The sequence below is a fragment of the Pseudoglutamicibacter albus genome, from assembly GCF_031458175.1.
In the GTDB taxonomy this organism is placed as follows: domain Bacteria; phylum Actinomycetota; class Actinomycetes; order Actinomycetales; family Micrococcaceae; genus Pseudoglutamicibacter; species Pseudoglutamicibacter albus.
This window is the reverse complement of the sequence record NZ_JAVDXX010000001.1, coordinates 815,565-842,109: the sequence shown is the minus strand read 5'-3', so window position 1 is coordinate 842,109 and position 26,545 is coordinate 815,565. Positions and strand designations below refer to the sequence as shown.

Sequence of the window (26,545 nt, the reverse complement as noted above, 5' to 3'; positions counted from 1 at the left end):
GACGCGGTGGGCGGGTTTCCGCGGTGTCGTCTAAAGCTCATCACTTCCTTTGGGCGCCGATACAGCCCGAGCGGCCTCGACCTCGGTTGGTGCCGCTTCGCGGTTCTTGGCCTCGCGTTTGGCCCGCCGCCGGTCCAGGATCCAACAGAACAGTGTGGCCGCGATGAACAGCACCAGCATGGGACCGGCGATGAAGAACATGCTCAACGCGTCACCACCGGGTGCGGCCACAGCTGAGAACACGGTGATCAGAAACACCGTGATCCGCCAATGCTTCAGAATCGACTTAGCAGGCAAAATCCCCACCAAGTTGAGCCCAACCATCCCGACCGGCAGAACCATCGCAATCCCGAACGCGAGAGTCAGGCGGGTCACGAACGGCAAGAAGTCCATGACCGGGATGATGTTGTCCGCCTGGTCAGGGGTTAGCGAGAGGAAGAACCGGAGCGCATGCGGGATCACATAGATGCCGAGCGCCACACCCATCAGAAACAGCGGGATCGCCGCCGCCATGAAGGAAACCGTGAGGCGCTTTTCCTTCCGTAACAGGCCAGGGACGATGAACGCCCAGATCTGCCAGATGAACATCGGTGCCGCCAAGACCATACCGATCCACAGGGCGACCCTGATCATGACATCGAGCGGGGCGATCGCCGAACCGAAGTTGATGGTTCCACCAAGATCGGAAACGAGCTCGATCATGAACGCCATGACTGGCTTATACAGGAAAAAGCCAACGATGGACGTGACCAGTAGCGTGATAACGCAAACAATGAGCCGGTTGCGGAACTCTTTAAAGTGCCGCTTTAAGGGCATGTGCCCGCCGGTGTTCTTCCGCCGAGTGCTCGACACCACTGAAGGATTACTTGTTCTCTTCCCGAGCCTGCGGGGTGTCTACGATGCGGCCTTCGAGAGGCTCTTTGGGCTGGTTCTCAGCCGAGCTGGATTCCGCCTTGCCATCCTTCTCGGAAGCCTTGGCCGCTTCTTCGTCCTTTTTCATCTGACGCATCTCGGATTTGAAGATGCGGGTCGATTCACCCAGGCTGCGTGCGATGGTCGGCAACTTGGGCAACGCGAACAGCACAAGAATGACGACGATGATGATCGCCCAGGCGATGGGTGACGGCGCATGCATACGTGATGCTCCTTCAAGCGTTCGGTAAGACAACCCGCCATAGCTGGGCTGTCATCTAACTTCTCTTATTCTAGTGCAGGGGTCTACCCAGGCAGGTGAGCAACGTCCGCGGTTGCGAGACGCCCGCGGTTCCGAGACGTCGGCACTCAGGCTTAGCGGAGTGTGGCTTGAGGTTTCGCCGTTGTGCCTGGGCATAGCCGGCATCGTTGGCGTTAGCGGACTGCGGTGTCCTCATCAACGTCATGGATGTCTTCCCAACGGCGTGGCCGTCCTGTGGCCCACAGCATGTCGATGCGGCGCTTCCGGCGCGCTTCAACGCGCTGATCGCGTTGGTTGGCTCGAGCCGCGCGCACCACGGCGGGGTCAGCAAAGGTGGCGTCCCAGCCGACGGGCGTTCCGTGGCGGCCTTCCGCGCTCAGCGAGGCGACCGGTTCAGCGTCAGTCTGTAACGCATCGGCGATCTTCTCACTTGCTTGAGACACATCCACGAGCGAAGCACGCACTTTACGCCACAAGTGCAGGGCGCCCCAGGCGAGCATCGCGATCAGCCCCAGGGAAAGTGCGAGCCATAACAAGGTCCACATGAACCAATTCACTTCTGCTCCTGATGGTTGGGGTTTGGATCGTGTGCCGGGATCTGCTTCAATGCGCGCATCCCGTCACGCCACGAATCAGTTCAGTGCCCACTGTACGGCACTTCCGTGAGCGATCGAGTAACCCCTCGAGCGCTAAGCTGACGTCGTGCCGCAATTGGGTCGGCGCGATGATGCGCATGTCCCCGCCTGCTGCAGCGACCGAACGCGCGACCCGTTCAGCACTGATCACCTCGATGCGGCCGATGAGTTCATGCTCGGTGCGCTTGGTTGCACTGGGACGGAACGCGGGCGCCATCCACTCTGCATTCGGTCCGAACGCGACCAGGGCGTCGATCCCTTCGCCCTGCTCTTGGGTACCGCGCGCTTGAACGCCGTACGGGTGTACCGGAGTGTGGGTCGCTTCGCGCTCAGTGATGTTCATATGCACGATGCGCTCCAACAGGAAGGTACGCTCGTCGCTTCGAAGATGGCACCACGCCCGCACATAGAGCTTGTCATCAACCCTGATCAGAGTGAGCGGATCGATGCTGCGTTCCGTGGTGGCGTCAAGGCCCGCATATTCGAGCTCAACGGTTCGCCGGTCTGCGATCACTTGGCCTAGTTTCTGGGCAAAACCTGCCGTTTCGTGGCCGGGTTCTCCTGCCTCGATGGCGACGACCTTATCGAAGGCGCCGAGCTGTTCGCGTGCTTGCATCAGTTTGTGCATCACAGTCTGCGCCGCTGCATGGACAGTGGGGGCAATGCCTGGGATCGAAACCAACAGTTGACAGCCCAAAAGTAATGCAGTGGCTTCTTGCAATGACACGTTGAGCGGGTACCTCAACGCATCACCTCCGGTGAGTTGAACGTTTCCGTTCTCGATGCTCAACGCAAAGTTCTCTTGAGATCCCGCTGCGTCTTCGGTCAGCTGCGCACCTAACTCAAGGGTTGCAACCCGTCGCTGGATTTCGCTGACGCTCACACCGAAGCGATGCGCCAGGTCTTCCAGGCCGGTGATCCCTTCGCCCTGGATCACAGCAACCAAGCTCACAACATCAGCCAGGACGTGATCTGTTGAAGGCCTTCCGCCTGCTGATATACGCACTCTCGGAGCCGCGGCATCAGCGCCTGTTGGGTCAGCATTCGCGGCAATGGCTGCCTCGACCAACGCTTCAACATCCTCGAGCGCTGCGCGTTCGGGCTGATCGGTTTCTGTCACATCAAGTTCCGGGACACCGATGTCAGCTTCCGCATCGACCACGGCAGCCCCGATAGCCGCGCATTCCCGCACCACATCGGGATAGACGCCCTGGATCTCGATGACCTCTACCCCACCACCGTGAGCCACGCTGCGGCCGCGAGCCTTCATCTCAGCTCCCGTACCTTCAGCAACAGCGATCAGCACCGTATGGCGAGGCTCACGCTCGCTCAACCTGCCGAGCTCTTGACGCATCGAAAACTTATCCGGGCGCCCATAGATCTCGTGGACCATTTCGGTTTTGCGTGCGTTGGCTTGCGCGACATGCCCTTGGACGCGGTCGAGCCTGAACATCCGTTCGCCCCCGCGTTCGATGTCCCCACCGAACATGTACCAACGGCCCGCTTTCTGCCCCACACCCCACGGCATGATTCTGCGTGAGGTCAGTTCACCGTTGGCCGCACGGTAATCGAACGCGACCGGATATTCGCATAAGGCTGCCAGGATCGACGCTTCAGCGGCCTCTGGCGGGTTGCTCAGCTCGACACGTGCTCCGAGCCCCGAGGTTTCCCTACCACTGAGGCGATCGGATGCACCACCAACGAGCCGAGCGGATGCTCGACGCGCGTGGGATCCCCAACTGCTACCCCCAACAGCGGCCGCGGCAAGAGAGGTCACAAGCCGTTCAGTCTCGCTCAAATGAAGCTCAGGTAGCCTGTGCGCGGGCAGGTCGATGCGGTAGCGCACCTCCCCTAAGCCGTCAGCTTCGAGCCTTTCCACAGTGAGTTCAAGCCCGAGCGCGCGCAGACGGCTCTTATCGCGTTCAAATGCACGTTCAAAAGCGGCGTCGCTGAGGCCGCGATACTCAGGGATACGTTCCCGGAGCATGGCTGCAGTGAGTCCTATGCGAGTCGAGGTAAGCACGCGCATGAGCCCCACGGCTTTCGCCGCAGGGCTCACGGGCTTAACGTTGCTTCTGCTCACTGTTGCTTCTTAGCTTCGTGCGCTAGATTCTCTCCGGGCTTCTAACACGCCTTTTCTAGCGCACTGCCAGAAGATCAACCACGAAGATGAGGGCTTCGTTAGGGCCGATCGCGGGAGGTGCTCCGTGTTCGCCGTATGCGAGGTTGGCTGGGATTTCGAGTCGGCGGCGCCCGCCAACCTTCATGCCGAGCAGGCCTTCGTCCCAACCCTGAATAACCTGACCGATGCCTGCGGTGAATTCGAGTGGCTGGCCACGGTTCCAGGACGCGTCGAACTCTTCTCCAGTGGAGAAAGCAACGCCGACGTAGTGGGTTGTCACGTGCGAGCCGCGTGCGACTTCCGAGCCGGTGCCTTCGATCTCATCGATGATTTTCAGCTCGGTTGGTACCTCGCTACCTGGGAAGTCGATTTCTGGTTTCTCGCGGTCGATATCAAAGTTCCGCTGTCCAAAAGACATACTGCTTTTCTCCTGCGTCTTGGAGGTCGGTGTTTAGGCTGTGAGGTCGATGTTTTGACTGGTTAGTCGTTGTCGGTTGCGTCCCGCTGGGTTTCAACCTTCTCGATGGTCACGAGGAACACGAGCGTGCCCTTTGGTGGGTTGCCGGTGTCCCCTGGGGATTCCTCGCCGTAGGCTTTATCCCCCGGGATCGTGAGCAATACCGTGGTGCCGGCCTTGAGGCCTTCGAGGCCTTCCGTCCAGCCTTGAATAACCTGGTTGAGCCCGAACGTGCTTGGTTCAGGTGCGTCGAAGTTACCGTCGAACTGTTTGGCATCGGACCATTTAGCGCCGGAGTAGCGCACCGTCAGCATGGATTCCTTGGTGGCCTTAGGCCCCTTGGTGCCTTCGTCGATGACGTCGACCTGGAGTTTCTTAGGTGCGTCAGATTCAGGGATGGTTACCGTGTAGGTGTCTTTCTTACCCTTGTCTAAGCTTGGCTTATCGCCCTTTTCCGAAGACTTCTTCCACTTCACTGACGGGTCTTTCGCATCCTCAACATGGATGACCCACAACTGCGGGCTGTCAACGCTAGGCGAGGTGATGAAGTAAGCGATGTCGGAGCCTACGGTCGCTTCTTTGAGACCGTCGTAGAGCCCTTCAACACCAACGAGTGCGTCCTTGTCGAGTGTGAGCGCTTGCGGCTGCTTGAAGCTACCCGGCTGCAGTTCCTTGCCCGTTTCTGCATCGAAGGTCGCCAGACGCAACTGGACGCTCTGACCGTCCTTAAGCTTGGCGCCATCACCCTTGTTGACGAGCTTGGCTGTGGCTTTTTCGCCCTTGAGCGGGTTCTTGAAGTCCGCTGCGACTTTGTCTTTGCCCTCATGGGTGATCTTCACGGAGTCCAAGTCAGCAGGTGCGCCAGTGTTTCCCTTGTCCGTGTCTTGTTCTGTTGTTTGAAGTTGACTATCTCCGGACGCCGAGCTAGCGGGTTCATCTTTGGAGCCCGAGCATGCGGCCAAAGACAGGGCCAGGGTGCCGACTAGGGTTGCAGTCGCTAGTTTGCGCACTGAAAACCTTCCTTCGCAGTATGAGCAGAGACGAGGGTGGATATTCGTGGGTTAACTCTACAGTCCACCTGGGACCATGTTTCGCGCGGGAAGTGAAGCGAAAACTGTGTCGATGTCGGTGGCGGTGTTCTCTACGCCACGCACGTGTTCGCCGGAGCCAAGCGATTCCCGGTTCAGAGGAAGTGCACCGATCAGCTCCGCCGCTGCCTGCGATGTCGCCTCAAGCGGGTCTGGCATGAGCACTTTCGTTTCGGCAATATCTGTGAGCCGGAAGCTCATCCAATCAGCTTTATACCCCGCCCCGCACGTCTTAGCTGCAGCGATCAATGCACCGCGTGAGAATGCCCGTGTGGTGCGCGGTGGATTGGTACGTGCGTGTTCAACCGCATCGGGTGCTGTTATCCGCTCCAAGAGACCAGCGGCTTCCAGTTTTTCTTGCAACGAGGAACTACCCGGTTGGGCCAGCTCATGATAAGCGAGTTCGAGGCGGCGCATGGAGGCATGGCTCCAGTCCACTCCGCGGCGGGCAGCATTGCGTTCTAGGAGTCTGCGTTTAGCCTCAAAATCTAAAGTTGTGGCAACAGTGCTGAGGTCTTCGGCCTGCCACGCATCCAAGGTTCGGCGCCACAACGTCAGTGCGGTGGCCATCAGCGGGTCACGCTCCACAGCCCCACTTCGTTGAGCGTGAGCTGCGGCTTGTGCATAGAAATACTCCTGAACATCTACAGCGCTAAGCCGGCGGCCGTTGTCGAAGTTCACAAGCGTGTACCCGTCCGCGTCATCAGACACGGCACGTAGCGCATCCACCGGATGCGCTATCTCACCAAGATCAGACCCGCCACCGGCCTCGAGCCAATCCAAAACAAGCCACGTCGAAGCGACCTTCAATAAGGTGGAAGCCTCAGACACATTGGTGTCGCCCACAATCACGTGCAGACGCCGGTGCTTAGCCGCATCCGCATGTGGTTCATCGCGGGTGTTGATCATCGGGCGGGAACGGGTCGAACCTGAGGAAACGGCCTCCCACATGTGCCGGGCGCGCGGAGAGAGCACATAGCGGGGTTTGTCATCGAACAAACGGATATGGCCTGAGCCGCATAGCAACGGGCGTGTTACCAAAAAAGGGATGAGCGTATGGGCCAGCCGGGCAGCAGCCAGCTTACGCGGGATCATATAGTTCTCGTGGCAACCGAAAGCGTTACCGGCGGAGTCCACGTTATTACGCAACAGGTGCACGGTCCCTGGATGGGGTGAATCCTCCCAGGAGTCCTCGGCTATCTGTGCAAGCTGTTCCAGGGTCCGCGCCCCTGCACGGTCCTGTTCGAGCACCTCGCCCAGCATCGAGCATTCGGCGGTAGCAACCTCGGGGTGGGACCCGACATCCAGATAGAGCCGCGAACCGTTCGGTAGGAACACCGAGGTCGCTCGTCCCCATTCGATCACCGGCTGAAATAAATGCTTGGCAACCTCATCGACCTCAGGGGCACGCCCGCTACGAGCGCTGTAGGCAAGACCGTATTCGGTTTCCAAGCCCACAATCCGGTTCGCGGCAGGGTACTGCTGGCTCACTGCCCGCCCTTTTGCACGTAGCCGGAAACGAACTCGGAAGCGTTGCTTTCCAATAATCCGTCGATCTCATCGAGGATCGAATCCACGCCTGCGTCCTGACCCTGCGTGTTGATCTGCGGGGTGTCCGCGGTTTCGTTGCTCTGTTCCGCGGGTGATTCGCTCTGTTGGTTGATGCGTTCCTGGGCCATGTTCTACTCCCTACTTCCCTATGCCGTTTCAGTTCCCGGTGGTCTTTGCATGCCGGTTGCTGTGTGCCTCCATGCTACAAACCCGCCTGTTAGAGGGCGTGCGGGTCGCTCGCGCTCGCCGTGTGTGCGTTCATTGATGCGTTGATGGATGAACAGAATTCGCCCAAGCGGAATTCGTTCGGGGATGTGGCGCTGACTTCCTCGCGGGTGCCCGCCCACGGCACGGGCATGTCGATGTGTTCGATGCGGCCGTTGGCTTCGAAGGTCAGGCTCTCCCACGATGCGGCGTTCAGTTGGCTACCGAAGGTTGTCACGGCCTGGCCACGGGCCCACGCGCGTGTGTTGGCAGGTGGTGTGGTCATTGCCGTAACGATATCGGCCTCCGCAAGCACGGTTTCTGCTTTGCCGGCGCGCTCAAGTGCCCACGCTAGGCCTTTACCTTCCCTCATGTCAGACCATTGCAGGTCGATGAGCTTGAGCTGGTCTGCTTCCCAGGCGTCCGGATCCTCAATGTCGAGCCCGCCACGAGCGGCATAGGCCCGCAGTAGCGCGTATTTACCGCGCCATTCAACTAACCGGTCAGCGACAGTGTCGTTAGCACGCAACGCATCGATCACCCGCCGCCATAGTGGCAACACCTCGCGCTCCGCTCCGGTAGCCTCGGCGTCGCTTGCGGCGTAGGCTTCCGCCGCTTCGAGATAGCTCTCCTGGATATCAAGCGCACTCACGCGCTGGCCATCAATCGTTGGCACCTGAACCTGCAATGCGGGGTCGTGGGAGAAAATTTTCACCGCGGCCACCGGATCAACAATCTCAACGCGCGGGCATCGGCCTGCTTCGATGAGCCGCAGAACCCAGCTGGTTGCACCCATACGAAGGCGAGCGGAAACACACCAACAATTCGCATCCCCCACAATCACGTGCAAGCGGCGAAAACGACTATGTTGAGCATGCGGCTCATCCCGCGTGTTCACCAGTGGGCGGCGCAGAGTGGTTTCCAACCCTACGCGCTGCTCAAAATAGTCGGCACGCTGGGAGATCTGGAAACCCGGTTTCTCACCGAACTGCCCCAGACCAACCCGGCCGGAGCCGCAGACGATATGCCGAGTAGCGAAGAACGGCAGCAGGCCTGACACGAGGGCATCGAACGGTAACGCACGCGGGGTCAGATAATTCTCGTGCGTTCCATACGAGGCACCCTTACCGTCCACATTGTTCTTGTGCAGAAGAATCTCGTGCCCGATGCGCCCGCTAGCGATCCGCGCCGCCGCGCTCGCCAGGCGGTCACCTGCCTGATCCCACACCGCGGCATCGTAGGAGTTCGTGCTCTCCGGGGAGGAATATTCGGGGTGAGCGTGATCAACATAGAAGCGGGCACCGTTACCCAAAACCGAGTTCATCAGAATCCTGCCCGAACCACCCTTAGCCGCAGCCCCTGGGGCAACTGAGGTGCCTTCATGGGTCAGCTGGGATTCGTGGGCGTCTGCGCGTCTCATCGAAAAGCCGCGGGCGTCATCAAGCGGCCGCTCATGCAGGTAATCCCACGGGGCGGCAGCGCTTGCTGAGCCGAGCTGTTCGAGTGCCTCCCCCATCGCGGTCACTACCGCCGCGGAGAGCTGTGTTGGTGTCAGCCCGGAACCGGGGGCGATGACCCCGTATTCGGTCTCGGTGCCCATGATCCGTTCACCGGGTGCCCGCCCTACTAGTCCGGCGGCTACTAAACCATCCGGGACGTGTTGCTGGATCGTACTCACGCGTGTGGTCTCTGCTTTTTGGTTCCTCACTGATCCCCTGCCGGTTCCGTTTCTTCGCCGTTTTCTTCACCGTTCTCTAGGCGGCGCACGCTCACGATGCGGGTTCCGGTTGGTGTGTTTAGCCCCAGGATGCGGGCCCATTCGTCCGGTGAGCCTTGCGTTGGCATGTGGCCGGAGTGCGTGAACTCGTCTTGGACCGCTGAACGCAGAAGGCCCGCGTCGAGGCCGGTCTCGCCGCCGTTGATCTCGCGTTTGATGGCGGCACGCTTTGCGCGGTCAACGATTGCTTTGACAACTGCGCCGGAGATCAGCTGGGCTCGGCCGATGTAGTGGGGTTGGCCGTCGGTATCGAGACATTCGAACAATGGAGCGTCAGCATCGAAGATTTCGTGTGCCACCACCTCACACAGATGCGCTGCCGCCGCCGCTGCATCGACGTGTTGGGTGAGCTCAGTCCGTGCGATTGGTGTGTCTTCGTTCAGGTAGCGCTGCAAAATATCGAGTGTCGCGGCGCGGTCGGGCCTCTCGATACGCACTTTGACGTCCAGGCGTCCAGGCCGCAACACCGCTGGGTCAAGCATGTCGGCGCGGTTGGTCGCGCCGATAACGAGCACATTCGATAGCTTCTCTACCCCATCGATCTCCGCGAGCAACTGCGGGACGATCGTGGTTTCAACGTCTGAGGACACGCCGGTACCGCGGGTGCGGAAGAGCGCGTCCATCTCGTCGAAGAACACCACGACGGGGTGGCCGGCTGCCGCTTGATCGCGGGCTTGGTCGAAAATCAACCGGATGTGGCGTTCGGTTTCACCTACGAACTTATCGAGCAGTTCGGGGCCTTTGACGTTGAGGAAGTAAGCGGATGATCCGGTTTGTTCGCTCAAGGCATGGGCGACTGCTTGGGCGATCATCGTCTTGCCTGTGCCCGGAGGCCCGTAGAGCAAAACCCCGCGTGGGGCTTCAAGCCCGTAGGCTGCGAATTTCTCGCGGTGAATGAACGGCAGCTCGATGGCATCGCGAACCTGGGTGATCTGCTGATTCAGTCCGCCGATCATCTGGTAGGTCGTTTGTGGAACCTCGGCCAATTGCAGGCCTGAGGTGCCTGAGTCCACCGTGACCGTGGAGAGGGCCATGTCCGTCTTCGCGTCAACGACCACGAGCTCACCGGCCCGGACTCCCCGGCGGGCCAGCTCGGTAGCCGCGCGGACTACGAGCCGTTCGCCTGTGCGGGTTGAAACGACAATCTTATCCGCGCCCAGAGTATCGGCCACGGTCATGACAGTCCCGGTTTCTCGCCGCCCAAGAACAGCCACGACTATGAGGGACTCGTTGACTAGAACATCCGCACCAGGAACTACATACTCATCTTCCAGCAGGGGTGAAATGCTGGTGCGCACGGTTCTTCCGGCGTGCAGGATGTCCACCCCGGCAGCTGCTGCCCCTGGGATTGCACGCGTGCGGTCCGTGATCGCTTCGTGGCGAGCCAGCACTACCGCGTGAGTCAGCGGGAAGTCGCCGTCCCGCTCCAGCGAAGCTCGTAAACCGTCGATTGCTTCGCGTGAGCGGCGCAACGCATCGACCAGCCGCGCGTTTTGTCGACTCAGGTCCTCAGCCCTGCGCGATAACTCGACGTTGCGGCTACGCACGTCGGCGAGATCGTTGGAAGAACTCTGCCTGGGTTCCGGCGATAGGGACGGGGTGGATGCTTGATCGCTCATGCATCCACCCTACGTGTTGCCCAGCAAGGCAAGCTCGATGGTGAGTGTAGCTTCGGCAGTCGATGCGCCGTGCCGTGAAAGGATGCACCCTAGTCTTCGGGCTGGGTGGCGTGGGTTCCGTTGACTTCGCTTCCGCTGCCGGCATCTGGAAGATCAGCGCCGGCGGCTCGGCCCATCGCTACCGCGTCGCGCGCTGAGCGGCGCAGTTTCTTGGCTGAAAGGCCACGCTCCCCTAGTCCTTCGGCTGTCCAGGCTTCTGGGTCGTGATCGGCGGTCCAAGCGGAAACATCCTCAGCCGGGAAGGTCACGTCTTTGACGCGCCGAGACCCCGGGATACCTACGGCTCCGTCAGCGAGCCGGCGGGTAGTCATCAGAAAACCGGTGTGGGCAACCATGCGGTGATCAGGCCGGACAGCCAAACCTTCAACGTGCCAGCCGCGCACCATCGTTTCGAAAGCCTCAGGTTCGGTGAAACGGCCGTCGGAGCGGATCGCTTCGATCACGCGGGAAAGTTGCGTTACGGTCGCAACATAGTTAACCCATACCCCACCTGGAGCCAGAACGGTGGCGACCGCATCCAGGCATTCCCAAGGCGAGAGCATGTCCAGCACCAGGCGGTCCACACTGCCAGGCTCGTGCTCTTCGACCACACGCTCCTGGAAGTCCCCCAACGATAAACGGAAAGAGGGCGGAACCTCACCGAACATCGCGGCGATGTTGCCGCGAGCGATATCCGCGAACTCTTCACGGCGCTCAAAGGAATGCACAAGGCCCGTATCGCCAACCGCACGCAACAAAGAAATCGTCAACGCGCCCGAACCGATGCCGGCTTCCACCACGCGCGCGCCCGGGTAGATGTCCCCCATCGTCACGATCTGGCCGGCGTCTTTCGGGTACACCACTGTCGCGCCACGCGGCATCGACAGAACGAAATCTTTCAAAAGAGGACGCAACGCCTGATACCGAACACCTTCGGAGTTCTCGATGACGCTGCCTTCTGGTTGGCCGAGCAACTGATCGTGGAACAAAACACCAACGTGGGTGTGGAACTCCCCGCCCTCTTTGAGGGTCAGTGTGTGTACGCGGCGGCGCTCGTCTGTGACTTGCACCCTGTCGCCCACTTTGAACGGTCCGCGACGGTGCTGGGCACCTACAGCCACTGTTTAAGTCCTTTCGCTCAGCGCCCTTCGAGCGCCTTGACAACGCTTTCGCGACGCACAGCACCAATGCATTGCTGCTGCGAGTCCACTACCAGCACCGTCCCCGTCTCAGAATCAAGTGCGGCACGAGCCAAAATATCACCATCTGATTCAGCGGAGACTACATGGGCGTCCATCGCGTCCATCACAACATGCATCACTGGCGTGCCTGCATACACAGCAGGAAGCATGTTCTGAAGCGGTTCCGGACGCACACGGTACAAGTGCGTTCCGTCTTGGCTTAGGACCAGGACAACGGTGTCGTCAAAGACCCCTGCCTCAACCGCATCGGCCACTGAAGCGTGAGGTGCGAGGCGCACGACGGGGCTGATCAACTGCCCGGCCTGCATTCCTTCGATCCGCAAACGGAAGTGTCCCAACCGAACTGACTTGACCGCTCCATCAAGCAACGGAACGATCATGACCAACAGCATCAGAAGCGTCACGAACTTGGTGTTGTGCTGGGCTTGCACCAAGAAGACGATGACGCTGACCCCGCCGGCCAAAGCGAGGATCCCGCCGATCCATCCGGCAACGATCGTGCCGATCGGCTGGCGCCCGGCGATACCCCACACGATTGACTCAACTACCCTGCCGCCATCCAGGGGTAGGCCTGGCAAGAGGTTGAACACGCCGATCGCGAGGTTCGCGATGACCGTCATCATGATGAAGAACTTCAGCGGCCCATCGGGAAGTTGGGCTCCGAGCCAGATGGGTGAATAGATGATCGCGGCGAGGGCAAGGTTGGTGAGCGGCCCCACGATCGAGACGAAGAACGATTGCGACGCTTTCGGTTTCGTCGTATCGAAGCTCGTGTGCCCGCCCCACAGCGTGACTGCGATGCCCGTGGTTTTCCAACCGAGTGCCTTAGCGACGAGCGCGTGGGCGACCTCGTGGATGAGAACCGAGAACATGAGGGCGACTGTCTGTAGAAGCCCCAAGATGATCGCTACAGCGGTAGTGGTCCCTGGCAGCCAGTCTTGGACCACCACAACCACGGCGATGGGAAGGACCAAAGCTACGAAGAACCAGGATGTGGATAGTGAAACGGGTACGCCACCGATACTCCCGAGCGGGAGCGGACGGTTGTACCACGGCTGGGTGGCACCTTCGGTAGGCATGACTCATATCTTAGGTCCTAAAACGCGAACCGATTAATCGGTTGGTCTTTTCACTCGCCGAGAGGGTGACTAGGGTAACGAATAAATGCTTGAAGGTGAGGAGACTGAGCACGTGAGCAGTGACCGTGAGAGCACTCAACCGATCGAATCATTACCGTATGAGTCGGTGCCGTTTGATTCGGTCAAGGAGTGGGTGCGCGCCCAGCCAGTCTCGGGTTCGAGTACGGATAAGTTGCGTCCGGCTGTTTTGATCGCGGCTTTCGGTGGCTTTGAGAACGCTGGCCACGCCGCGACCAGTGCCGCGGAATGGATTCTTGAACATGTCGATTCAACCTTGGCGGCCAAGTTAGAGCCTGAAGAATATTACGACTTCCTCGTCAATCGACCTTCACGTGTTGCAGGTGTTAACGGAAACCTTAAACTCGCTTGGCCTACTACGCGGTTGTATCGGTTCCGAACCCCGACCGGTTTGGACGTCGTGGTTGCTCTGGGCCCGGAACCTAACATGCGGTGGATCTCGTTTGTTGGTGAGGTTTTGATGCACGCCGAAGCCCTGAACGTTGTTATGGTCACAGCCTTGCACGCCACCGCTGAACAGATACCTCATTCAGCGAACGCCCAGGCGCGCTTGACCTCTGACTCGCGGGCTCTGCGTTCGCTGACTTCAGCGGATCGTTCGGTGGATGTGGGCCCTGCCGGCATTGTTTCGGTGCTTTCGGATACCGCGTGGGCGGCGGGTCTACCTGTTCTGGATGTGTGGGTTGATGTGCCGCGCTATGTTGCCGCGCTGCAGGATCCGAAGGCCCAGATCGCTCTGATCGCGGCGCTCGATGAGCATTTCGGTTTGGATCTGCCAACCGATAGTTTGCGTGCACACGCCGAAGAGTGGGAAGAAGCCCTCGATGCCGCGGCCGCGGAAGACCCGCGGCTGGCAACTCTCTTTTCAGAGCTTAGACAACAACACGCACAGGCCGAACAGGAGACTCCGCAGGAGCGCATCGATGGGGAGGCCATTGCGGAAGAGCTCCGCCGCTACCTTTCTGGCCGCGACGATCTCACGTCCTAGAAAGTCCTAGTTCCCGGCAGGCTGCAGTTCGATACCCAGTAGAGCGTTGACGGCGTCTGCGACCAAGCGAGCGGCCGCATCGGAAGTAGCTGGCCCATCGTGCGTTGCCGCGGCCCATTCATCGAGTGCGGCCAAGGCAGCTGGCGCATCGAGGTCGTTGGCAAGTGCGGCCCGCACGCGAGCGAGCACGTCCTCGGCCTGCTGCTGGGTGCTGCGGCCCAGGGCGCTCTCCCACGTTGCGATGCGCTGGTCGGCGCGTTCCAGGTCTGCGTGTTCGAAAGACCAGTCGTCACGGTAGTGATGATCCAGGATAACCGCGCGGATCGCTCGTGGATCGCGCCCTTCGGAGGTCAGCTTTGAGACGAGCACAAGGTTGCCAAGCGACTTCGACATCTTGACCCCGTCAAGGCCAACCATGCCGGTGTGTGCGTAGTGTTCGGCAAGCCGGTGACCGGACACAGCGGCCGTATGGCCTGCAGAGAACTCGTGGTGCGGGAAGATGAGGTCGTTACCGCCGGCCTGGACGGTGAGCGGACCGTCGTTGAGGCGGGCCGCCATGACGGAGCATTCGATGTGCCAGCCGGGCCGGCCGTCACCGAGGGTCCTGCCGTCCCAGGATGGTTCCCCTTCGCGGGCCACCCGCCACAACAGCGGATCCAACGGGTCGCGTTTACCTGGACGGTCCGGGTCGCCGCCACGTTCAGCGAAGAACTCGTTCATGGTTTCGGCGTCGTAGTGAGACACATCCCCCAACCGCCATGCATCCGTTGCTGCTGCCGCGGAGTCGAAGTAGACATCCCCGTCCGGCTCACCGGCCGCACCGCGCACACGGTAGGCGACACCGTCGGAGAGCATCTTCTCAACGCCCTCAACAACCCACGGGATCGCGGCAACCGCGCCCATGTAGTGCTGCGGCGGGATGACCCGTAGTGCCTCCATGTCGCCGCGGAACAGGTTGGTCTGGTCTTCAGCGAGCCATTCCCAATCCACGCCGGTAGCGTCGGCCCGCTCCAGGAGCGGGTCATCGATGTCGGTGACGTTTTGAATGTAGTTCACTTCAAGGCCCGCATCGAGCCACTGCCGGATCAGCAGGTCGAAGGTCACATATGTTGAGGCGTGCCCTAAGTGTGTGGCGTCATACGGGGTGATACCGCACACGTAGATGGATGCACGCTCGTTCGTCTTGACCTCTTCGATCTTTCCTGTCGAGGTATCGAACAACCGCATCGCTGGTGGTTGTCCGGGGACCTGAGGGACGTGTGGTCGTGGCCAAGACTGCACGGGCTCTCCTTACGTTACGGGGCGGAACGCGGGCACAACACTTATCATTCGAGGCTACCGTGTGGCTCGCCCGTTTAGACCGTTGGGTCGATGAGGTTAAGACCGAGCAAGACGAACAGGATGAAGCCCAGCGCGATGCGATACCACACGAACAGGCGGAACGAGTGGGTTGAGATGTAGCGCAGCAGCCATCCGATCACTACGAAACCGACGATGAACGCGATGACGGTCGCCAACGCGGTGGGGCCTGCGCCATATGGGCCGTCGAAACCGTCTTTGAGTGCTTTCGCGAGTTTGTAGCCGCCGGAGATCATGACCGCGGGAATCGCTAGCAGGAACGAGTAGCGAGTAGCGGCTTCACGCGAATAGCCGAGGGCCAAACCACCCGTGATGGTTCCGCCTGAACGGGATACGCCAGGGATCAACGCGAGCGCTTGGAAGAAACCATAGAAAATACCGTGTTTGACGGTGAGGTCTTGTAGCTGTCGGCGTTGTTTACCCAAGGAGTCCGCGGCCGCAAGCAAGAGGCCGAAGAACACGAGCATGAACGCCACGATCCACAGACTGCGGAAGGTTGTGTCGATCTGTTCTTCCAGTAGCAGACCGAGCACGCCGATCGGGATCGAACCGATGATGATCAGCCAACCCATGCGCGCATCGGGGTCATTACGCGGCATCTTCCCCACGAGTGCTAGGCACCAGTGTTTGATGATCCGCACGATGTCTCGCCAGAAGAACAGCAAGACCGCGGTCTCGGTGCCTAGCTGGGTGATCGCGGTGAATGCCGCGCCAGGGTCAGACCCGCCTGGCAGGAAAGACCCCGTGATGCGCAAGTGCGCAGATGAAGAGATCGGAAGAAACTCAGTCAGCCCTTGAACGAGGCCGAGGATCGCTGCGTATAACCATTCCACCACTGCAGGGTATCGTGCCGAGCGGACACAACCTAGCTGTTAGTGGTGTGTTCCACCGGACCAACCAGCCAGTTAGCCACAGATTCCATCGCCGATGGGCGTTGCGACGGATGGTGCATACCTGCCGCAACGTCACGGTAAAGACGCGAGATCTCTGAGGTACGCGTGAACCCGGCGCCACCAGAGAGCGCTCGGGCGGTCTCGATGTGAGCTTGGGCGGTGTCGGTAGCCATCGTGCGCAATGTCACCCACCGTGCGACTGTTGCCGGGCTCGGGTTGAGTCCAGCATCCAGTTCGTTGACGACTGATTCGACCACTGCATCGAGCGCGATCTGTTTCATGCCGGCCTCCGCGATAAGCGTACGCGGCGCCGGTTGTTGTGAGAGCGCCAGCCCGGTTGAGCGGGATGTGCGTTCATTCGCGCTGGCGCGTGCGAGCTCGAGCGCACGGTCTGCGATACCGACGTACACCGAACCGGTGAGGGGCAGGAAGGAGGCGAAGATCGCCGCAACCAGCGGCTCGGTGGCATCCCACGGCTCAAAACGGGTGTGGATGGTCTCTTCTTTCATCCACGCATCGGTGAGTTTGGTGGCAAACGAGCCGGAAGCCCGCATGCCGAGTGCGTCCCATTCCCCGACTCGCTGCACGCCTTCCTGTGGTTCCACGAACCCGTAGAGCAGCTGGCCGTCATGTTTACCCATGACGCCCAGCCGCGTCCACGCAGGACCTAGGGAGGTGAACACTTTCAAGCCGTTGAGGCTATAGCCGCCCTGCCCTGGGGTCGCTTGAGTGTAGGAGTCCAACAGCACGGCGTCGTTGCCTGGCTCGGAGACCCCAAAGGCCAATAGTTCACCTTCGGAAACCCACTGGCGCATGAAGGCAAGCCGATCATCGCCCCAGGAACGCAGAATCTTGTCGACGCCGCACCACACCTGGTGCATGTTCACGGCCAGCGCGGTGGCAGGCGCCGCGGCTGCCAGCATCCTTTCGGCGCGCACCAGGTCTGCGAAGCTCCACCCTGCCCCGCCTTCTTCAACTGGCAACGTAGCGGTGAAGTAGCCGGCTTCTGCGAGGTCACACACATCCTGGGCCGCGAACTCGTTGTTCTGGTCGTATTCGGGTGCGCGTTCACGCAGGGTTTCTAGCAGGCCGGGAGTCAGGATTGCTGTGACTCGATCAGACACGGTGATATCCTTTCCGTTCGTGGTGGGGGCTCTATGGGGTGTGGGCGCTAGTAGTCGAGGAGGAATTCGGAGAGTACGGCGCGGCCGAATGTGATCGATTCGATGGGTACTCGTTCATCGATCCCGTGGAACATGCCGGTGAAGTCTAGTTCGGCTGGGAGTAGGAGTGGAGCGAAGCCGTATCCGTTGATGCCGAGGTCGGCTAGAGCGTTGTTATCGGTTCCTGCGCCGAGCATGTATGGCAGTACGTGGCAGCCGGGGTCGTGGCGATTCAGTGCCAGCCGCATTGCATCGAAGATGGGGGCATCGATTGGGGCGCTGACTGATGGCCTGTGGTGGTCGATGCTGTAGGTGACGTGTTCGCCTGCGAGTTCAGCGATGCGTTCAAGCGTGGATTCGTGTTTGCCGGGTAGCGTGCGCACATCGAGCCGCGCTATGGCGTCTTGTGGGATGACGTTGTCTTTGTAGCCGGCTTTCAGGACGGTCGGGTTGCTTGTGGTCTGTAGTGTGTTCGCGATGAACTTCACGGTGGGCCCGAGTGCTTCTAGTTGCGGCTGGGGGTTGGCGGGGTCGAATTCTGTGCCGGTGATGTGCGCGATGCCTTCAAGTAGGGCGGTGGTGGCTTCGTTGTATTCGCGGGGCCAGTCATCACCTGCGATGCGGGCGATAGCGGTGGCCAGGTGCACGATCGGGTTTTCGTGTGTTACGGCGGATCCGTGCCCGGCCCTCCCGTGGGCGGTGAGTGCGCCCCAGGCGCGGCCTTTCTCGGCGGTTTGGACGAGGTAGAGGCGTTCGCCGTTGATGGTGGTTGAGTATCCTCCGACTTCGCTGATGGCTTCGGTTGCGCCAGCGAATACTTCTGGGTGGTTTTTGACCATCCATAGTGCACCGTATTCGCCGCCTGCTTCTTCGTCTGCGAAGAATGCGACGATGAGGTCTCTGCGTGGTTTGAGTCCGCGGCGTGCCATGTCTCGCACGGTGGTGATGATCATCGCGTTCATGTTTTTCATGTCTACGGCTCCGCGCCCCCAGATCATGCCGTCTTTGATGACTGCTTCGAACGGGTTGACGGACCAGTCTTCGGCTTGGGCTGGTACGACGTCGAGGTGACCATGCACCACGAGTGCGGGCAGGCTGGGTTCGCGGCCTTCGATGCGGGCTACGACGCTGGCGCGGCCTGGCGCGGATTCGTACATTGTGGGTTCGAGGCCGACTTCCTGGAGTAGCTCCATGACGTATTCGGCTGCGGGCCGCTCATTGGCGGCGTCTGGATAGCTGCCGAGGTTGGTGGTGTCGATGCGGATCAGGTCTCGGCAGATCCTCACGACTTCTTGATCCAGGGATTCCCGTGTACGGGTATCAGGGGCGTGTTCGCTGGAGTATCGCGGTTCAGGATTCTGAGGCGTGAGAGCGGAGTCTGGCATGCTCTCAAGTCTAGAACCCGGAAGCGTCTTGAGTTTAGTTTCTATCTCAGCCAAGGAAGGGCTGGACTATGCCAGACCGTATGCGTCGGTTTCAAGGGGAAGAACCAGGTTGTTCTCTACAGAGACTGTGAACTACTTTCTTCTGCGGAGACGCCTACGTTCACGCAACCTTTGTATGTCTTCTTTCAGCCATGATTTTATCTTGGCCCGTTCCTCTCTGCGTCTCTTCACTAGCCACTTGGGCACGATCGGATAAGGAAGCGGGACACCTGCCAACCCGAGAAGAGCAATAGCTACACAAACGAAGACACCGAACACCGTCAACTTCACGAGCCAATAACCAACGACCTTAGGTATATCAAGCTGGATGAGCAGGGCTGTAGCCGATATAGAAGCAAGCATGAGCGTAATGTAGGGAAACAGGTAGTAGCTACCGGGGCTCCAGCGCGAGTCATACCACGACTGATTCTTAGGGTTACGTACAACCTTGACGTAATGAATCCAATACAACACCGCCCCAATAATCATGCCAACACAAAGTAGGTTGTCCTCTGCAGACACTGCGTTTCACCTCCCTAGGCTCATTTAGCTCTCCACCAAGCGGGTTCCCAGTAGCCGAGGCCGGCTACTTTCTTCGGAAGGAACGAATACCTTTGCGGAGCTTTCGTGCGCGACCTTGCAGCCAGGCGATAGCGGTGGCCCACTCTTCTTTCTGTTTCTTCACCGCCCATTTAGGTAAAAACGGATAAGGAAGAGGAACACCGCCCGCCCCGAGAAAACCAATAAATCCAATAGCTATGCCAGCGAACATTGGCACTTTCACAAACCAATATCCCACCAGCTGTGGCATATCAAGCTGAGCGAGCAGTGCAGCCGCCGAAATTGAACCTATGCCGAGCCACCCATACGGAAATATGTAGAAGCTGGCGATACTCCAAGGCGAATCCCACCACGACTCATTTTTCGGGTTACGTACAACTTTGACGTAGTGAATCCAATACAGCACCGCCCCAATAATCATGCCAACACAGAGTAGATTGTCCCCTACAGACACTGCGTTCCACCGCCCTAGACTCAGCTAGCCGCTGGTTCGGTTTCGTCTTGCCATGCTTCGATGAGCCATTCAGTCGGTTACAAGGCAACAGCACGCCAGCGAACCCATTTCAAACGCTACCTGCCCCGTTCTTCAACTCCTGCTGAGAAGGCTACTTTCTTCTGCGGGAACGCAGACGGTCCCGCAGTTTCTGCATGTACTCTTTGACATAACCTATGGTCCTAACCCATTCCTCTTTCTGTTTCTTCACCGCCCACTTAGGTAAGAACGGATAAGGAAGAGGGACACCGGCCATCCCGAGAAAACCAACGAAACAAAGACCTATGCTAGCGAACATTGGCACCTTCACAAACCAATATCCCACCACCTGAGGAATATCCAGCTGAGCAAGCAATGCCGCCGCCGAAATAGTAGCAAGCATGAGCGTAAGGTAGGGAAATAGGTAAAAGCTATAGATACTCCAAGGTGATTCCCACCACGACTCATTTTTCGGGTTGCGCACGACCTTGACGTAGTGGATCCAATACAACACCGCCCCGATCAGCATGGCAACCCAGAACAAATTGTCCTCTACAGACACTGCACACTACTTCCCCGGACTCATTTGGTACTCGACCAAGCTGGTTTTCGAATCAGTAAGGGGGCTACTTCCTTCTGCGGAGACGCCTCCGCTCACGCCGTCTTCGTGCCCATTCTTTCAACCTGACTATGCTCCTAGCCCATTCCTCTCGACGCTGCTTGACAAACCACTTAGGCACCAGCGGATAGGGAAGAGGGACACCACCCGCACCAAGCATGGCAATAAAACAAAGAGCTATGCTGGCGTACATTGGCATCCCTATGAACCAGAACAGCACGAACTTTGGTATATCCAGTTGAGCAATCAGTGCCGCCACCGAAATAAATCCGAGCATGAGCGAAACGTAGGGATATAAATGCAGATTCCTGATGCACCAACCGGAGTCGTCATACCGCCAGGAATTCTTCGGATGACGCACAGCCTTGACGTAGTAAATCCAATACAATACCGCCCCAATCAGTAAAGCGACGCAAAGTAGATTGTCCCCTACAGACACGGTTTTCTACCTTCCCGGGCTCATTTAGCTCTCCACCAAGCCAGTTTCCCAGTAGCCGAGGCCGGCTACTTTCTTCGGAGGGAACGAATACCTTTGCGGAGCTTTCGTGCGCGACCTTTCAGCCAGGCGATAGCGGTGGCCCACTCTTCTTTCTGTTTCTTTACCGCCCACTTAGGTAAGAATGGATAGGGAAGAGGGACACCGGCTAGCCCGAGAAAAGCAATAGCCCCACAAAGGATGACACCCCACGGGACCAACTTGACGAGCCAATATCCCACAACCTCAGGCAAACCGAGTTGCACAAGCAGGACTGTAGCCGAGACAGAACCACAGATTAGCGATCCGAACGGAAATATGTAGAAGCTGCCGATACTCCAAGGAGAATCCCACCACGACTCATTTTTCGGGTTACGTACAACTTTGACGTAGTGAATCCAATACAACACCGCCCCAATCAGCAAGGCAGCATAAAGTAGGTTGTCCCCTACAGACACTGTCCCCTACCTCCCCAGGCTCAGCTAGCCGCTGGTTCGGTTTCGTCTTGCCATGCTTCGATGAGCCATTTAGTCGGTTACGAGGCAACAGCACGCCAGCGAACCCATTTCAAACGCTACCTGCCCCGTTCTTCAACTCCTGCTGAGAAGGCTACTTTCTTCTGCGGGAACGCAGACGGTCCCGCAGTTTCTGCATGTATTCTTTGACGTAGCCTATGGCCCTAACCCATTCCTCTTTCTGTTTCTTCACCGCCCACTTAGGTAAGAACGGATAGGGAAGAGGGACACCGCCCGCCCCGAGAAAACCAATAAATCCAATAGCTATGCCAGCGAACATTGGCACTTTCACAAACCAATATCCCACCACCTGTGGCATATCCAGCTGAGCAAGCAATGCCGCGGCCGAAATAGAACCTATGCCGAGCCACCCATACGGAAATATATACAGGCTTCCAAGACTCCAGACTGAGTCATACCACGCATCAGATTTCGGCTTACGCACAACCTTGACATAGTGAATCCAATACAAGACCGCACAAACCAGCAAGGCACCCCAAAGTAGATTGTCCTCTACAGACACTGCCCCCTACCTCCCCAGGCTCAGCTAGCCGCTGGTTCGGTTTCGTCTTGCCATGCTTCGATGAGCCATTGAGGCGGCAACAGAGACACTGCCCGTTGGAGGATGTACCAGCCGGGTGCAGGGTGTAGCTGGTACTCCTTACGCAACATGCGGCGTTCGGTGTCATAGAGCAGATATCCGTGTGGAGTATCAAGATAGATCACCACACCGGCCTCGTCACGATCACCGGCTTGATAGGTGCCTTCAACCACGATCATCTCGTATTGGCCATCTACCAGGTCTTGGGCTATCTCAGGCTGAATGTGGCTCACGGAGTCGGCGAGTGCTTTCACAGAGTCAGCCAGCTCAGGAGCCGGTAGATCATCAGGGATGAGGACGGTAAGGAAGTCTTTCTTTTTGATCACCCCATGCCCTGGTTCATAGTGCCGCCGGAAGTTACGCCGACCTAGAACCATACTGTCAATCAAAAGTGTGAACCGACTGTCGCGGTCTGCAGCCATCATCGTCACGGTGCCATCAGTGTGATTCTCTACCGTAGAGATAATGCCTTCCGGGCCTGTCCACACGTGGGCAGCATTAACGGTGCCGTCGGCGCGTCGGCGCCCTACTTTCACCGCACCTAATGTGGCGTGAAAGATCTTCCAGAACTGCTCATAGCCAGGTTCTGCTTCACCATTAGCCAACACACAGGCGCCGGTTACGTCATGAAGTGTGGGGCCGTACCCTTCGTATTCACCACCAATCATGTGCTGATATTGTTCCCAGCTTAGAACGATTCTGGTTTTTTGTTCTTTGTGATTGTTCTCTACACTGCCCATTCGAATTCCTTCGCCCACATATACGCAACGTCTGCCCACGCGAAAAGTAGTGCCGCATGGAATGTCAACGCTACGTTCATCTCAATACCGTCGCGTATCGCATTCCACTGATATAACACCACCGGTGTACCTTCCTCATTGCGGTAGGAAGCCACACGCAACACGGCCGCAGTATCATCCCCACCCAGCGTGTCCCAGCCCAGGTGAATATTGCGGTACTCCGCTAGTTGTTCTGCTAACCCCGCATCCGTGGCGAGGATCTCGTTGTAATAACCCTCATCAGTGGCGTGCCGCTGATCATAGGCTCTCTGGATGATCACGAAATTAGAACGAAACCCCTCAACATTCCAGAGTTCAGAAGGCCCTCCTTTATAGATGAAAACCCCATTATCACTACCGGAGTCATCCACCTCCCAGTCCTCAGGAATAGGCAACCTGAACTTCGCATCAGGATGCTCCGGAATTTTAACCTCAACATCTGGAATATCCATACGAACACCACCCTTTCACTTTCCTGACCTCACTAAAACAGTTACTAAGCACCCAACCAGCGACAAGAGCAGGCTCGCTAGTGTGGCCTTACAGTGACTCGTTCAGAACCAACCCTTAATCCACGAAACGACTCCTTTAGCTTTTTCACCAAGTGAACTACCCACAATCCCGCCAACAGCACCGCCAACAAGACCACCAACCACTGCCCCGACCGCCGTGCCCACACCCGGACCAACGAAGGAGCCGACTGCGGCACCTGCAGCTGCACCGGCTTTAGCGCCACCCCATGCCCCAACACCGGTAGTGAACGTCACGGTAGTGGCGCGTGCCGTCTTCTCGCCGTTGCCCATACTTGGGTATTTCCGGGAGTCTTCCTGCCAACTGGTCGCGAAGTTGACGCCACCAGCGAGCCAAAAGGAGGAGCGACCAACCCACTTCGAGGCTGTACTCAGTTTGGTTTTCCGTTCAGCTTGATCCCGCAGTGCTTTGCGCTTCTTGACTTCACTGACTCCGTAGATGGTTCGGCCTACCAGCAGACGTAGAAAGTCCCTAAAGTTCTCGGGCTTACGCGCGATGTTGCCAGGGTGGTTTCCCGCGATGAAACTGCCCGCAGTTTGTCTCCCGACTGGTACCAGGAGCGCTGGTTCCCATCCAGTGGTCCATCTAACGATGCGCTCACCTAATTTGCTGCTTTTTGCAATCCACTGCAGCCACCCAGGTGCCCAATTATTTCGAACCTGAAGCGTGGTGTACTTCACCCCAGCAAAGGTCAACGCATTCTCAGTCCGACTCAGAGCAAACGCAATACCCTGTGCGATCGGACCAAGAGGAGCGTCTAGATCATTCTTCTCAGTTAAATGATCTACCGCCTGCTGGCCGACGCTCGGGTCTGATCTCCTAGGGACTTCATGTGCTTGCGGGGCTCTGTCTTGTGCATCTTTAGATGAATTACCGTCAATGCTGATAGCTAGCAGACGCTCCCGGCAACGGTTCTGGACATCATCCTTATCCTGCAGCAACACAGAAGCATCCTTTTCGATTTCCTTACGCAGATTTTCTTTATCCCGCTGACCCGCGTCATCGTCATCACTGGGATTCATCGCCTCATAGTCACTGATTTTGTCCATGAGTGCTCTACGGCGTTGCATAAGGCCATCAAGATCAGTCGCATACTTCATCAGCACTTTCTTGATAGATTCGCCGGCGTCATCAAACGCGTTGACCGTCTTTTCAGGGACCTCCATCGCCCCGGACACGGTAGGAGCCTCAGGCGCTACATACTGGCCTTGAATAGGACGCCACCGATCATGCACAGTTTTCATAGCATCAGCCGCATCACCAAACCTCGAGCGCAAACCAGATACCCGTGTCCGAATCTCTCCAGGATCGTCAAGCTCTACGACGTTGAAGCTCACTCAGTTCACCCCCGGCATATCGAAACTGCCTGGGACTGCGCATACGTTGGCAGACATCTGCTGATCCCCACACCAATACAGCTTCAACGCACCACTCGTGGAGCCAGTTGCGGTACGGATCTTAGCCATCACACCATCCGCGGTAGGCTCAACAGCACCCTCTTTGACAGCAACTAACGCCCCAGCAACAGCAGGAGAATGCTTCAACACCTCCTGCATACCATCCAACCCAGCTTTCACATCAGCGAAAGCATCATCCAAATCATCAGCGGCGCTGTTGGTTGCTGTAACAGTCTGCGTAGCGGCCGCGTGATGGATATCAAAGTACATGTGTCACAACTTTCTGAAAGAACAGTCCATCCAACCCCCAACACAAAGGAGGGGTACGCCTATGGCTAGCCGATATTCGCTACAGCATTACGAGCACGCGACTGCGTAGACACAGCCGTCTCATCATTACTAGCCAGAGTCTCACGCACCAAACTAATAATCCCCCGCACCTCATTCGAAGCGTTATGCCACCGCTTCTCAACATGCTGATACTCAGCATCCACACCATCCATCTGAAAATCAGACATCGCCTCAGCCACCTGAGCATCACGCTCACCAATCAAGGACTCAAGCCGAGAGACAATCCCCTGAATATCCCCCTGAACCTGACCAGACACACCAGTATCAAACGAAATACGATCCAACGACATACAAACCCCTCACAAAAACAAAAACAAGAAAACTAAGGAAAACTAAGAGAAGTAGGAAAACTAACTAACCCCCACCCAGGCGGGAAAGACTAGTTAGCGGGTGGAAGAGAAACGCGCACCATCAAAATTCGCAGCAGACTCATTACGCGTCGAGTTATCAGCAGTCTGCTGATCCCCAGTCTGAGTCGCAACATTCATCTCAGACTGACCCTGAGCAATCCGAGCCAACGAACTATTCAAATCAGCAGCAATCTCATCAGCACGAGCCTTGAACTGATCAAACCTCACACGACCCTGACCATTAAACTTCCCCTCCAACGGAGCAACAGCCGCCACCAACTGACGAACCAAACCACCCAAATCATCATTCGACCCAGACGTCTTCTGATTCAACGTAGCCAACGTCTGCGAACCCATATCAAACTTCATAAAACTATCCCTTCAAAAACCAATACAACCAACACATCAACCCAAACCCCACACCCAAAACCAGGCGCGAAACCCGAGCCAACGCACGCCATCCTAACCCGCACCACCACCAGAAAACACCCCAAAAACCCAAAAATTCTACAAATTTGAAATAAAATCAAACGGAGTGTACTGAGTTGTTTTCGTGCCGCAGCTGGGGTGGAAACTTGTCTGGTGCAACGAGATCCTTCACCTGAAGACAAAGGTGTACCGGTCCGCAGGGGCAGCCCACGTTGAGATGCAGTGACAGCCCACGTTGAGGCGAGGCGGCGCAGAAACTAGTTGTCATAGCGGCCGCGAACAATAGATACAGATGACCCGACACATCAAAACCCCAGAGCATAAAAAATGTCGGGACATCGTGTTAACGATGTCCCGACACATAACAAACGTGCGCGGAGGGGTGTCTGGTTTCACGACATCGTTCACCCCCAACCACCTCAACCCACCCACGGATCTCTCACGACATCCTTCCAACCATGTCTCAGGACATCCTTCACCCATCTGTCACGACATCGTTCCCACCACTGCAAGGCCCGACGGGTCCACCGACGCCTCCACGTCGAGGCACGGGGCGGTGCAGAAACTAACTATCCCAGCGGCCACGAGCCGCCACTAGACCGGTGAACAGCAA

General features: G+C 58.1%; 29 protein-coding genes. 1 reads left to right on the top strand and 28 read right to left on the bottom strand.

Annotation, left to right across the window (positions count from 1 at the left end):
- Window positions 1–30 precede the first annotated feature (30 nt).
- From tatC to J2S67_RS03645, 12 genes are all read right to left on the bottom strand, one after another.
- Window positions 31–852, bottom strand: a complete 822-nt coding sequence (tatC, locus tag J2S67_RS03700) for a twin-arginine translocase subunit TatC (RefSeq protein ID WP_232219253.1) — start codon at window positions 850–852, stop codon at window positions 31–33.
- A 10-nt stretch (window positions 853–862) separates the two neighbouring features.
- A complete protein-coding gene (gene tatA / locus J2S67_RS03695) occupies window positions 863–1,135 on the bottom strand; it encodes a Sec-independent protein translocase subunit TatA (protein ID WP_310246434.1) in 273 nt (90 codons plus the stop codon).
- Window positions 1,136–1,347: 212 nt separating this feature from the next.
- A complete protein-coding gene (locus J2S67_RS03690; RefSeq protein WP_141739766.1) occupies window positions 1,348–1,719 on the bottom strand; it encodes a hypothetical protein in 372 nt (123 codons plus the stop codon).
- A gap of 58 nt (window positions 1,720–1,777) precedes the next feature.
- The gene (locus tag J2S67_RS03685; protein ID WP_310246431.1) at window positions 1,778–3,892 is read right to left on the bottom strand and encodes a helix-turn-helix transcriptional regulator; all 2,115 of its coding nucleotides are present in this window, start codon (window positions 3,890–3,892) and stop codon (window positions 1,778–1,780) included.
- A gap of 55 nt (window positions 3,893–3,947) precedes the next feature.
- Complete coding sequence (locus J2S67_RS03680) at window positions 3,948–4,349, bottom strand: FKBP-type peptidyl-prolyl cis-trans isomerase (RefSeq protein ID WP_035755282.1); 402 nt, start codon at window positions 4,347–4,349, stop codon at window positions 3,948–3,950.
- Between the two features lie 62 nt (window positions 4,350–4,411).
- On the bottom strand, window positions 4,412–5,227 hold the full coding sequence (locus tag J2S67_RS03675) for an FKBP-type peptidyl-prolyl cis-trans isomerase (RefSeq protein ID WP_141739764.1): 816 nt from the start codon (window positions 5,225–5,227) through the stop codon (window positions 4,412–4,414).
- A 228-nt stretch (window positions 5,228–5,455) separates the two neighbouring features.
- Complete coding sequence (locus J2S67_RS03670; protein ID WP_310246428.1) at window positions 5,456–6,967, bottom strand: proteasome accessory factor PafA2 family protein; 1,512 nt, start codon at window positions 6,965–6,967, stop codon at window positions 5,456–5,458.
- On the bottom strand, window positions 6,964–7,155 hold the full coding sequence (locus tag J2S67_RS03665) for a ubiquitin-like protein Pup (protein ID WP_035755288.1): 192 nt from the start codon (window positions 7,153–7,155) through the stop codon (window positions 6,964–6,966). Before J2S67_RS03665 ends, J2S67_RS03670 begins: the two co-directional genes overlap by 4 nt.
- Before the next feature lie 89 nt (window positions 7,156–7,244).
- Complete coding sequence (dop, locus tag J2S67_RS03660) at window positions 7,245–8,909, bottom strand: depupylase/deamidase Dop (protein WP_310246423.1); 1,665 nt, start codon at window positions 8,907–8,909, stop codon at window positions 7,245–7,247.
- A gap of 26 nt (window positions 8,910–8,935) precedes the next feature.
- Window positions 8,936–10,627: a proteasome ATPase gene (gene arc, locus J2S67_RS03655; protein ID WP_310246420.1), complete on the bottom strand. Its 1,692-nt coding sequence runs from the start codon at window positions 10,625–10,627 to the stop codon at window positions 8,936–8,938.
- Between the two features lie 89 nt (window positions 10,628–10,716).
- The gene (locus tag J2S67_RS03650) at window positions 10,717–11,787 is read right to left on the bottom strand and encodes a tRNA (adenine-N1)-methyltransferase (RefSeq protein WP_310246418.1); all 1,071 of its coding nucleotides are present in this window, start codon (window positions 11,785–11,787) and stop codon (window positions 10,717–10,719) included.
- 17 nt (window positions 11,788–11,804) lie between these two features.
- Window positions 11,805–12,947, bottom strand: coding sequence for a site-2 protease family protein (locus J2S67_RS03645; RefSeq protein WP_310246416.1), 1,143 nt, complete (start codon window positions 12,945–12,947; stop codon window positions 11,805–11,807).
- Window positions 12,948–13,059: 112 nt separating this feature from the next.
- On the opposite strand from J2S67_RS03645, the gene J2S67_RS03640 reads away from it, so the two are divergent.
- Window positions 13,060–14,013, top strand: a complete 954-nt coding sequence (locus J2S67_RS03640) for a PAC2 family protein (RefSeq protein WP_310246413.1) — start codon at window positions 13,060–13,062, stop codon at window positions 14,011–14,013.
- A gap of 6 nt (window positions 14,014–14,019) precedes the next feature.
- Here J2S67_RS03640 and mshC read toward each other — a convergent pair whose 3' ends face one another.
- The 16 genes from mshC to J2S67_RS03560 all read right to left on the bottom strand — a co-directional run bounded on the left by mshC (window position 14,020) and on the right by J2S67_RS03560 (window position 25,872).
- Entirely contained in the window at window positions 14,020–15,294 is a 1,275-nt protein-coding gene (gene mshC / locus J2S67_RS03635; protein WP_310246411.1) for a cysteine--1-D-myo-inosityl 2-amino-2-deoxy-alpha-D-glucopyranoside ligase, read from the bottom strand.
- Between the two features lie 74 nt (window positions 15,295–15,368).
- Entirely contained in the window at window positions 15,369–16,205 is an 837-nt protein-coding gene (locus tag J2S67_RS03630; RefSeq protein ID WP_035755390.1) for an undecaprenyl-diphosphate phosphatase, read from the bottom strand.
- A 32-nt stretch (window positions 16,206–16,237) separates the two neighbouring features.
- A complete protein-coding gene (locus tag J2S67_RS03625; protein WP_310246405.1) occupies window positions 16,238–17,389 on the bottom strand; it encodes an acyl-CoA dehydrogenase family protein in 1,152 nt (383 codons plus the stop codon).
- A 47-nt stretch (window positions 17,390–17,436) separates the two neighbouring features.
- Window positions 17,437–18,813, bottom strand: coding sequence for a M20/M25/M40 family metallo-hydrolase (locus J2S67_RS03620; protein WP_310246402.1), 1,377 nt, complete (start codon window positions 18,811–18,813; stop codon window positions 17,437–17,439).
- A gap of 132 nt (window positions 18,814–18,945) precedes the next feature.
- On the bottom strand, window positions 18,946–19,374 hold the full coding sequence (locus J2S67_RS03615) for a hypothetical protein (protein WP_310246399.1): 429 nt from the start codon (window positions 19,372–19,374) through the stop codon (window positions 18,946–18,948).
- A gap of 64 nt (window positions 19,375–19,438) precedes the next feature.
- The gene (locus tag J2S67_RS03610; protein WP_310246396.1) at window positions 19,439–19,867 is read right to left on the bottom strand and encodes a hypothetical protein; all 429 of its coding nucleotides are present in this window, start codon (window positions 19,865–19,867) and stop codon (window positions 19,439–19,441) included.
- A gap of 151 nt (window positions 19,868–20,018) precedes the next feature.
- A complete protein-coding gene (locus J2S67_RS03605) occupies window positions 20,019–20,447 on the bottom strand; it encodes a hypothetical protein (protein WP_310246393.1) in 429 nt (142 codons plus the stop codon).
- A gap of 64 nt (window positions 20,448–20,511) precedes the next feature.
- On the bottom strand, window positions 20,512–20,943 hold the full coding sequence (locus tag J2S67_RS03600) for a hypothetical protein (RefSeq protein WP_310246390.1): 432 nt from the start codon (window positions 20,941–20,943) through the stop codon (window positions 20,512–20,514).
- A 65-nt stretch (window positions 20,944–21,008) separates the two neighbouring features.
- Entirely contained in the window at window positions 21,009–21,437 is a 429-nt protein-coding gene (locus tag J2S67_RS03595) for a hypothetical protein (RefSeq protein ID WP_310246387.1), read from the bottom strand.
- 151 nt (window positions 21,438–21,588) lie between these two features.
- Entirely contained in the window at window positions 21,589–22,017 is a 429-nt protein-coding gene (locus tag J2S67_RS03590; RefSeq protein ID WP_310246384.1) for a hypothetical protein, read from the bottom strand.
- A gap of 20 nt (window positions 22,018–22,037) precedes the next feature.
- On the bottom strand, window positions 22,038–22,631 hold the full coding sequence (locus tag J2S67_RS03585; protein WP_310246381.1) for a hypothetical protein: 594 nt from the start codon (window positions 22,629–22,631) through the stop codon (window positions 22,038–22,040).
- A 191-nt stretch (window positions 22,632–22,822) separates the two neighbouring features.
- Window positions 22,823–23,326, bottom strand: coding sequence for a hypothetical protein (locus J2S67_RS03580; protein WP_310246378.1), 504 nt, complete (start codon window positions 23,324–23,326; stop codon window positions 22,823–22,825).
- A gap of 102 nt (window positions 23,327–23,428) precedes the next feature.
- Complete coding sequence (locus J2S67_RS03575; RefSeq protein ID WP_310246375.1) at window positions 23,429–24,649, bottom strand: hypothetical protein; 1,221 nt, start codon at window positions 24,647–24,649, stop codon at window positions 23,429–23,431.
- Window positions 24,650–24,742: 93 nt separating this feature from the next.
- A complete protein-coding gene (locus tag J2S67_RS03570; RefSeq protein WP_310246373.1) occupies window positions 24,743–25,072 on the bottom strand; it encodes a hypothetical protein in 330 nt (109 codons plus the stop codon).
- 65 nt (window positions 25,073–25,137) lie between these two features.
- A complete protein-coding gene (locus tag J2S67_RS03565; RefSeq protein ID WP_310246248.1) occupies window positions 25,138–25,443 on the bottom strand; it encodes a pore-forming ESAT-6 family protein in 306 nt (101 codons plus the stop codon).
- Window positions 25,444–25,536: 93 nt separating this feature from the next.
- Window positions 25,537–25,872, bottom strand: coding sequence for a hypothetical protein (locus tag J2S67_RS03560; protein WP_084590386.1), 336 nt, complete (start codon window positions 25,870–25,872; stop codon window positions 25,537–25,539).
- Between the last annotated feature and the right edge of the window lie 673 nt (window positions 25,873–26,545).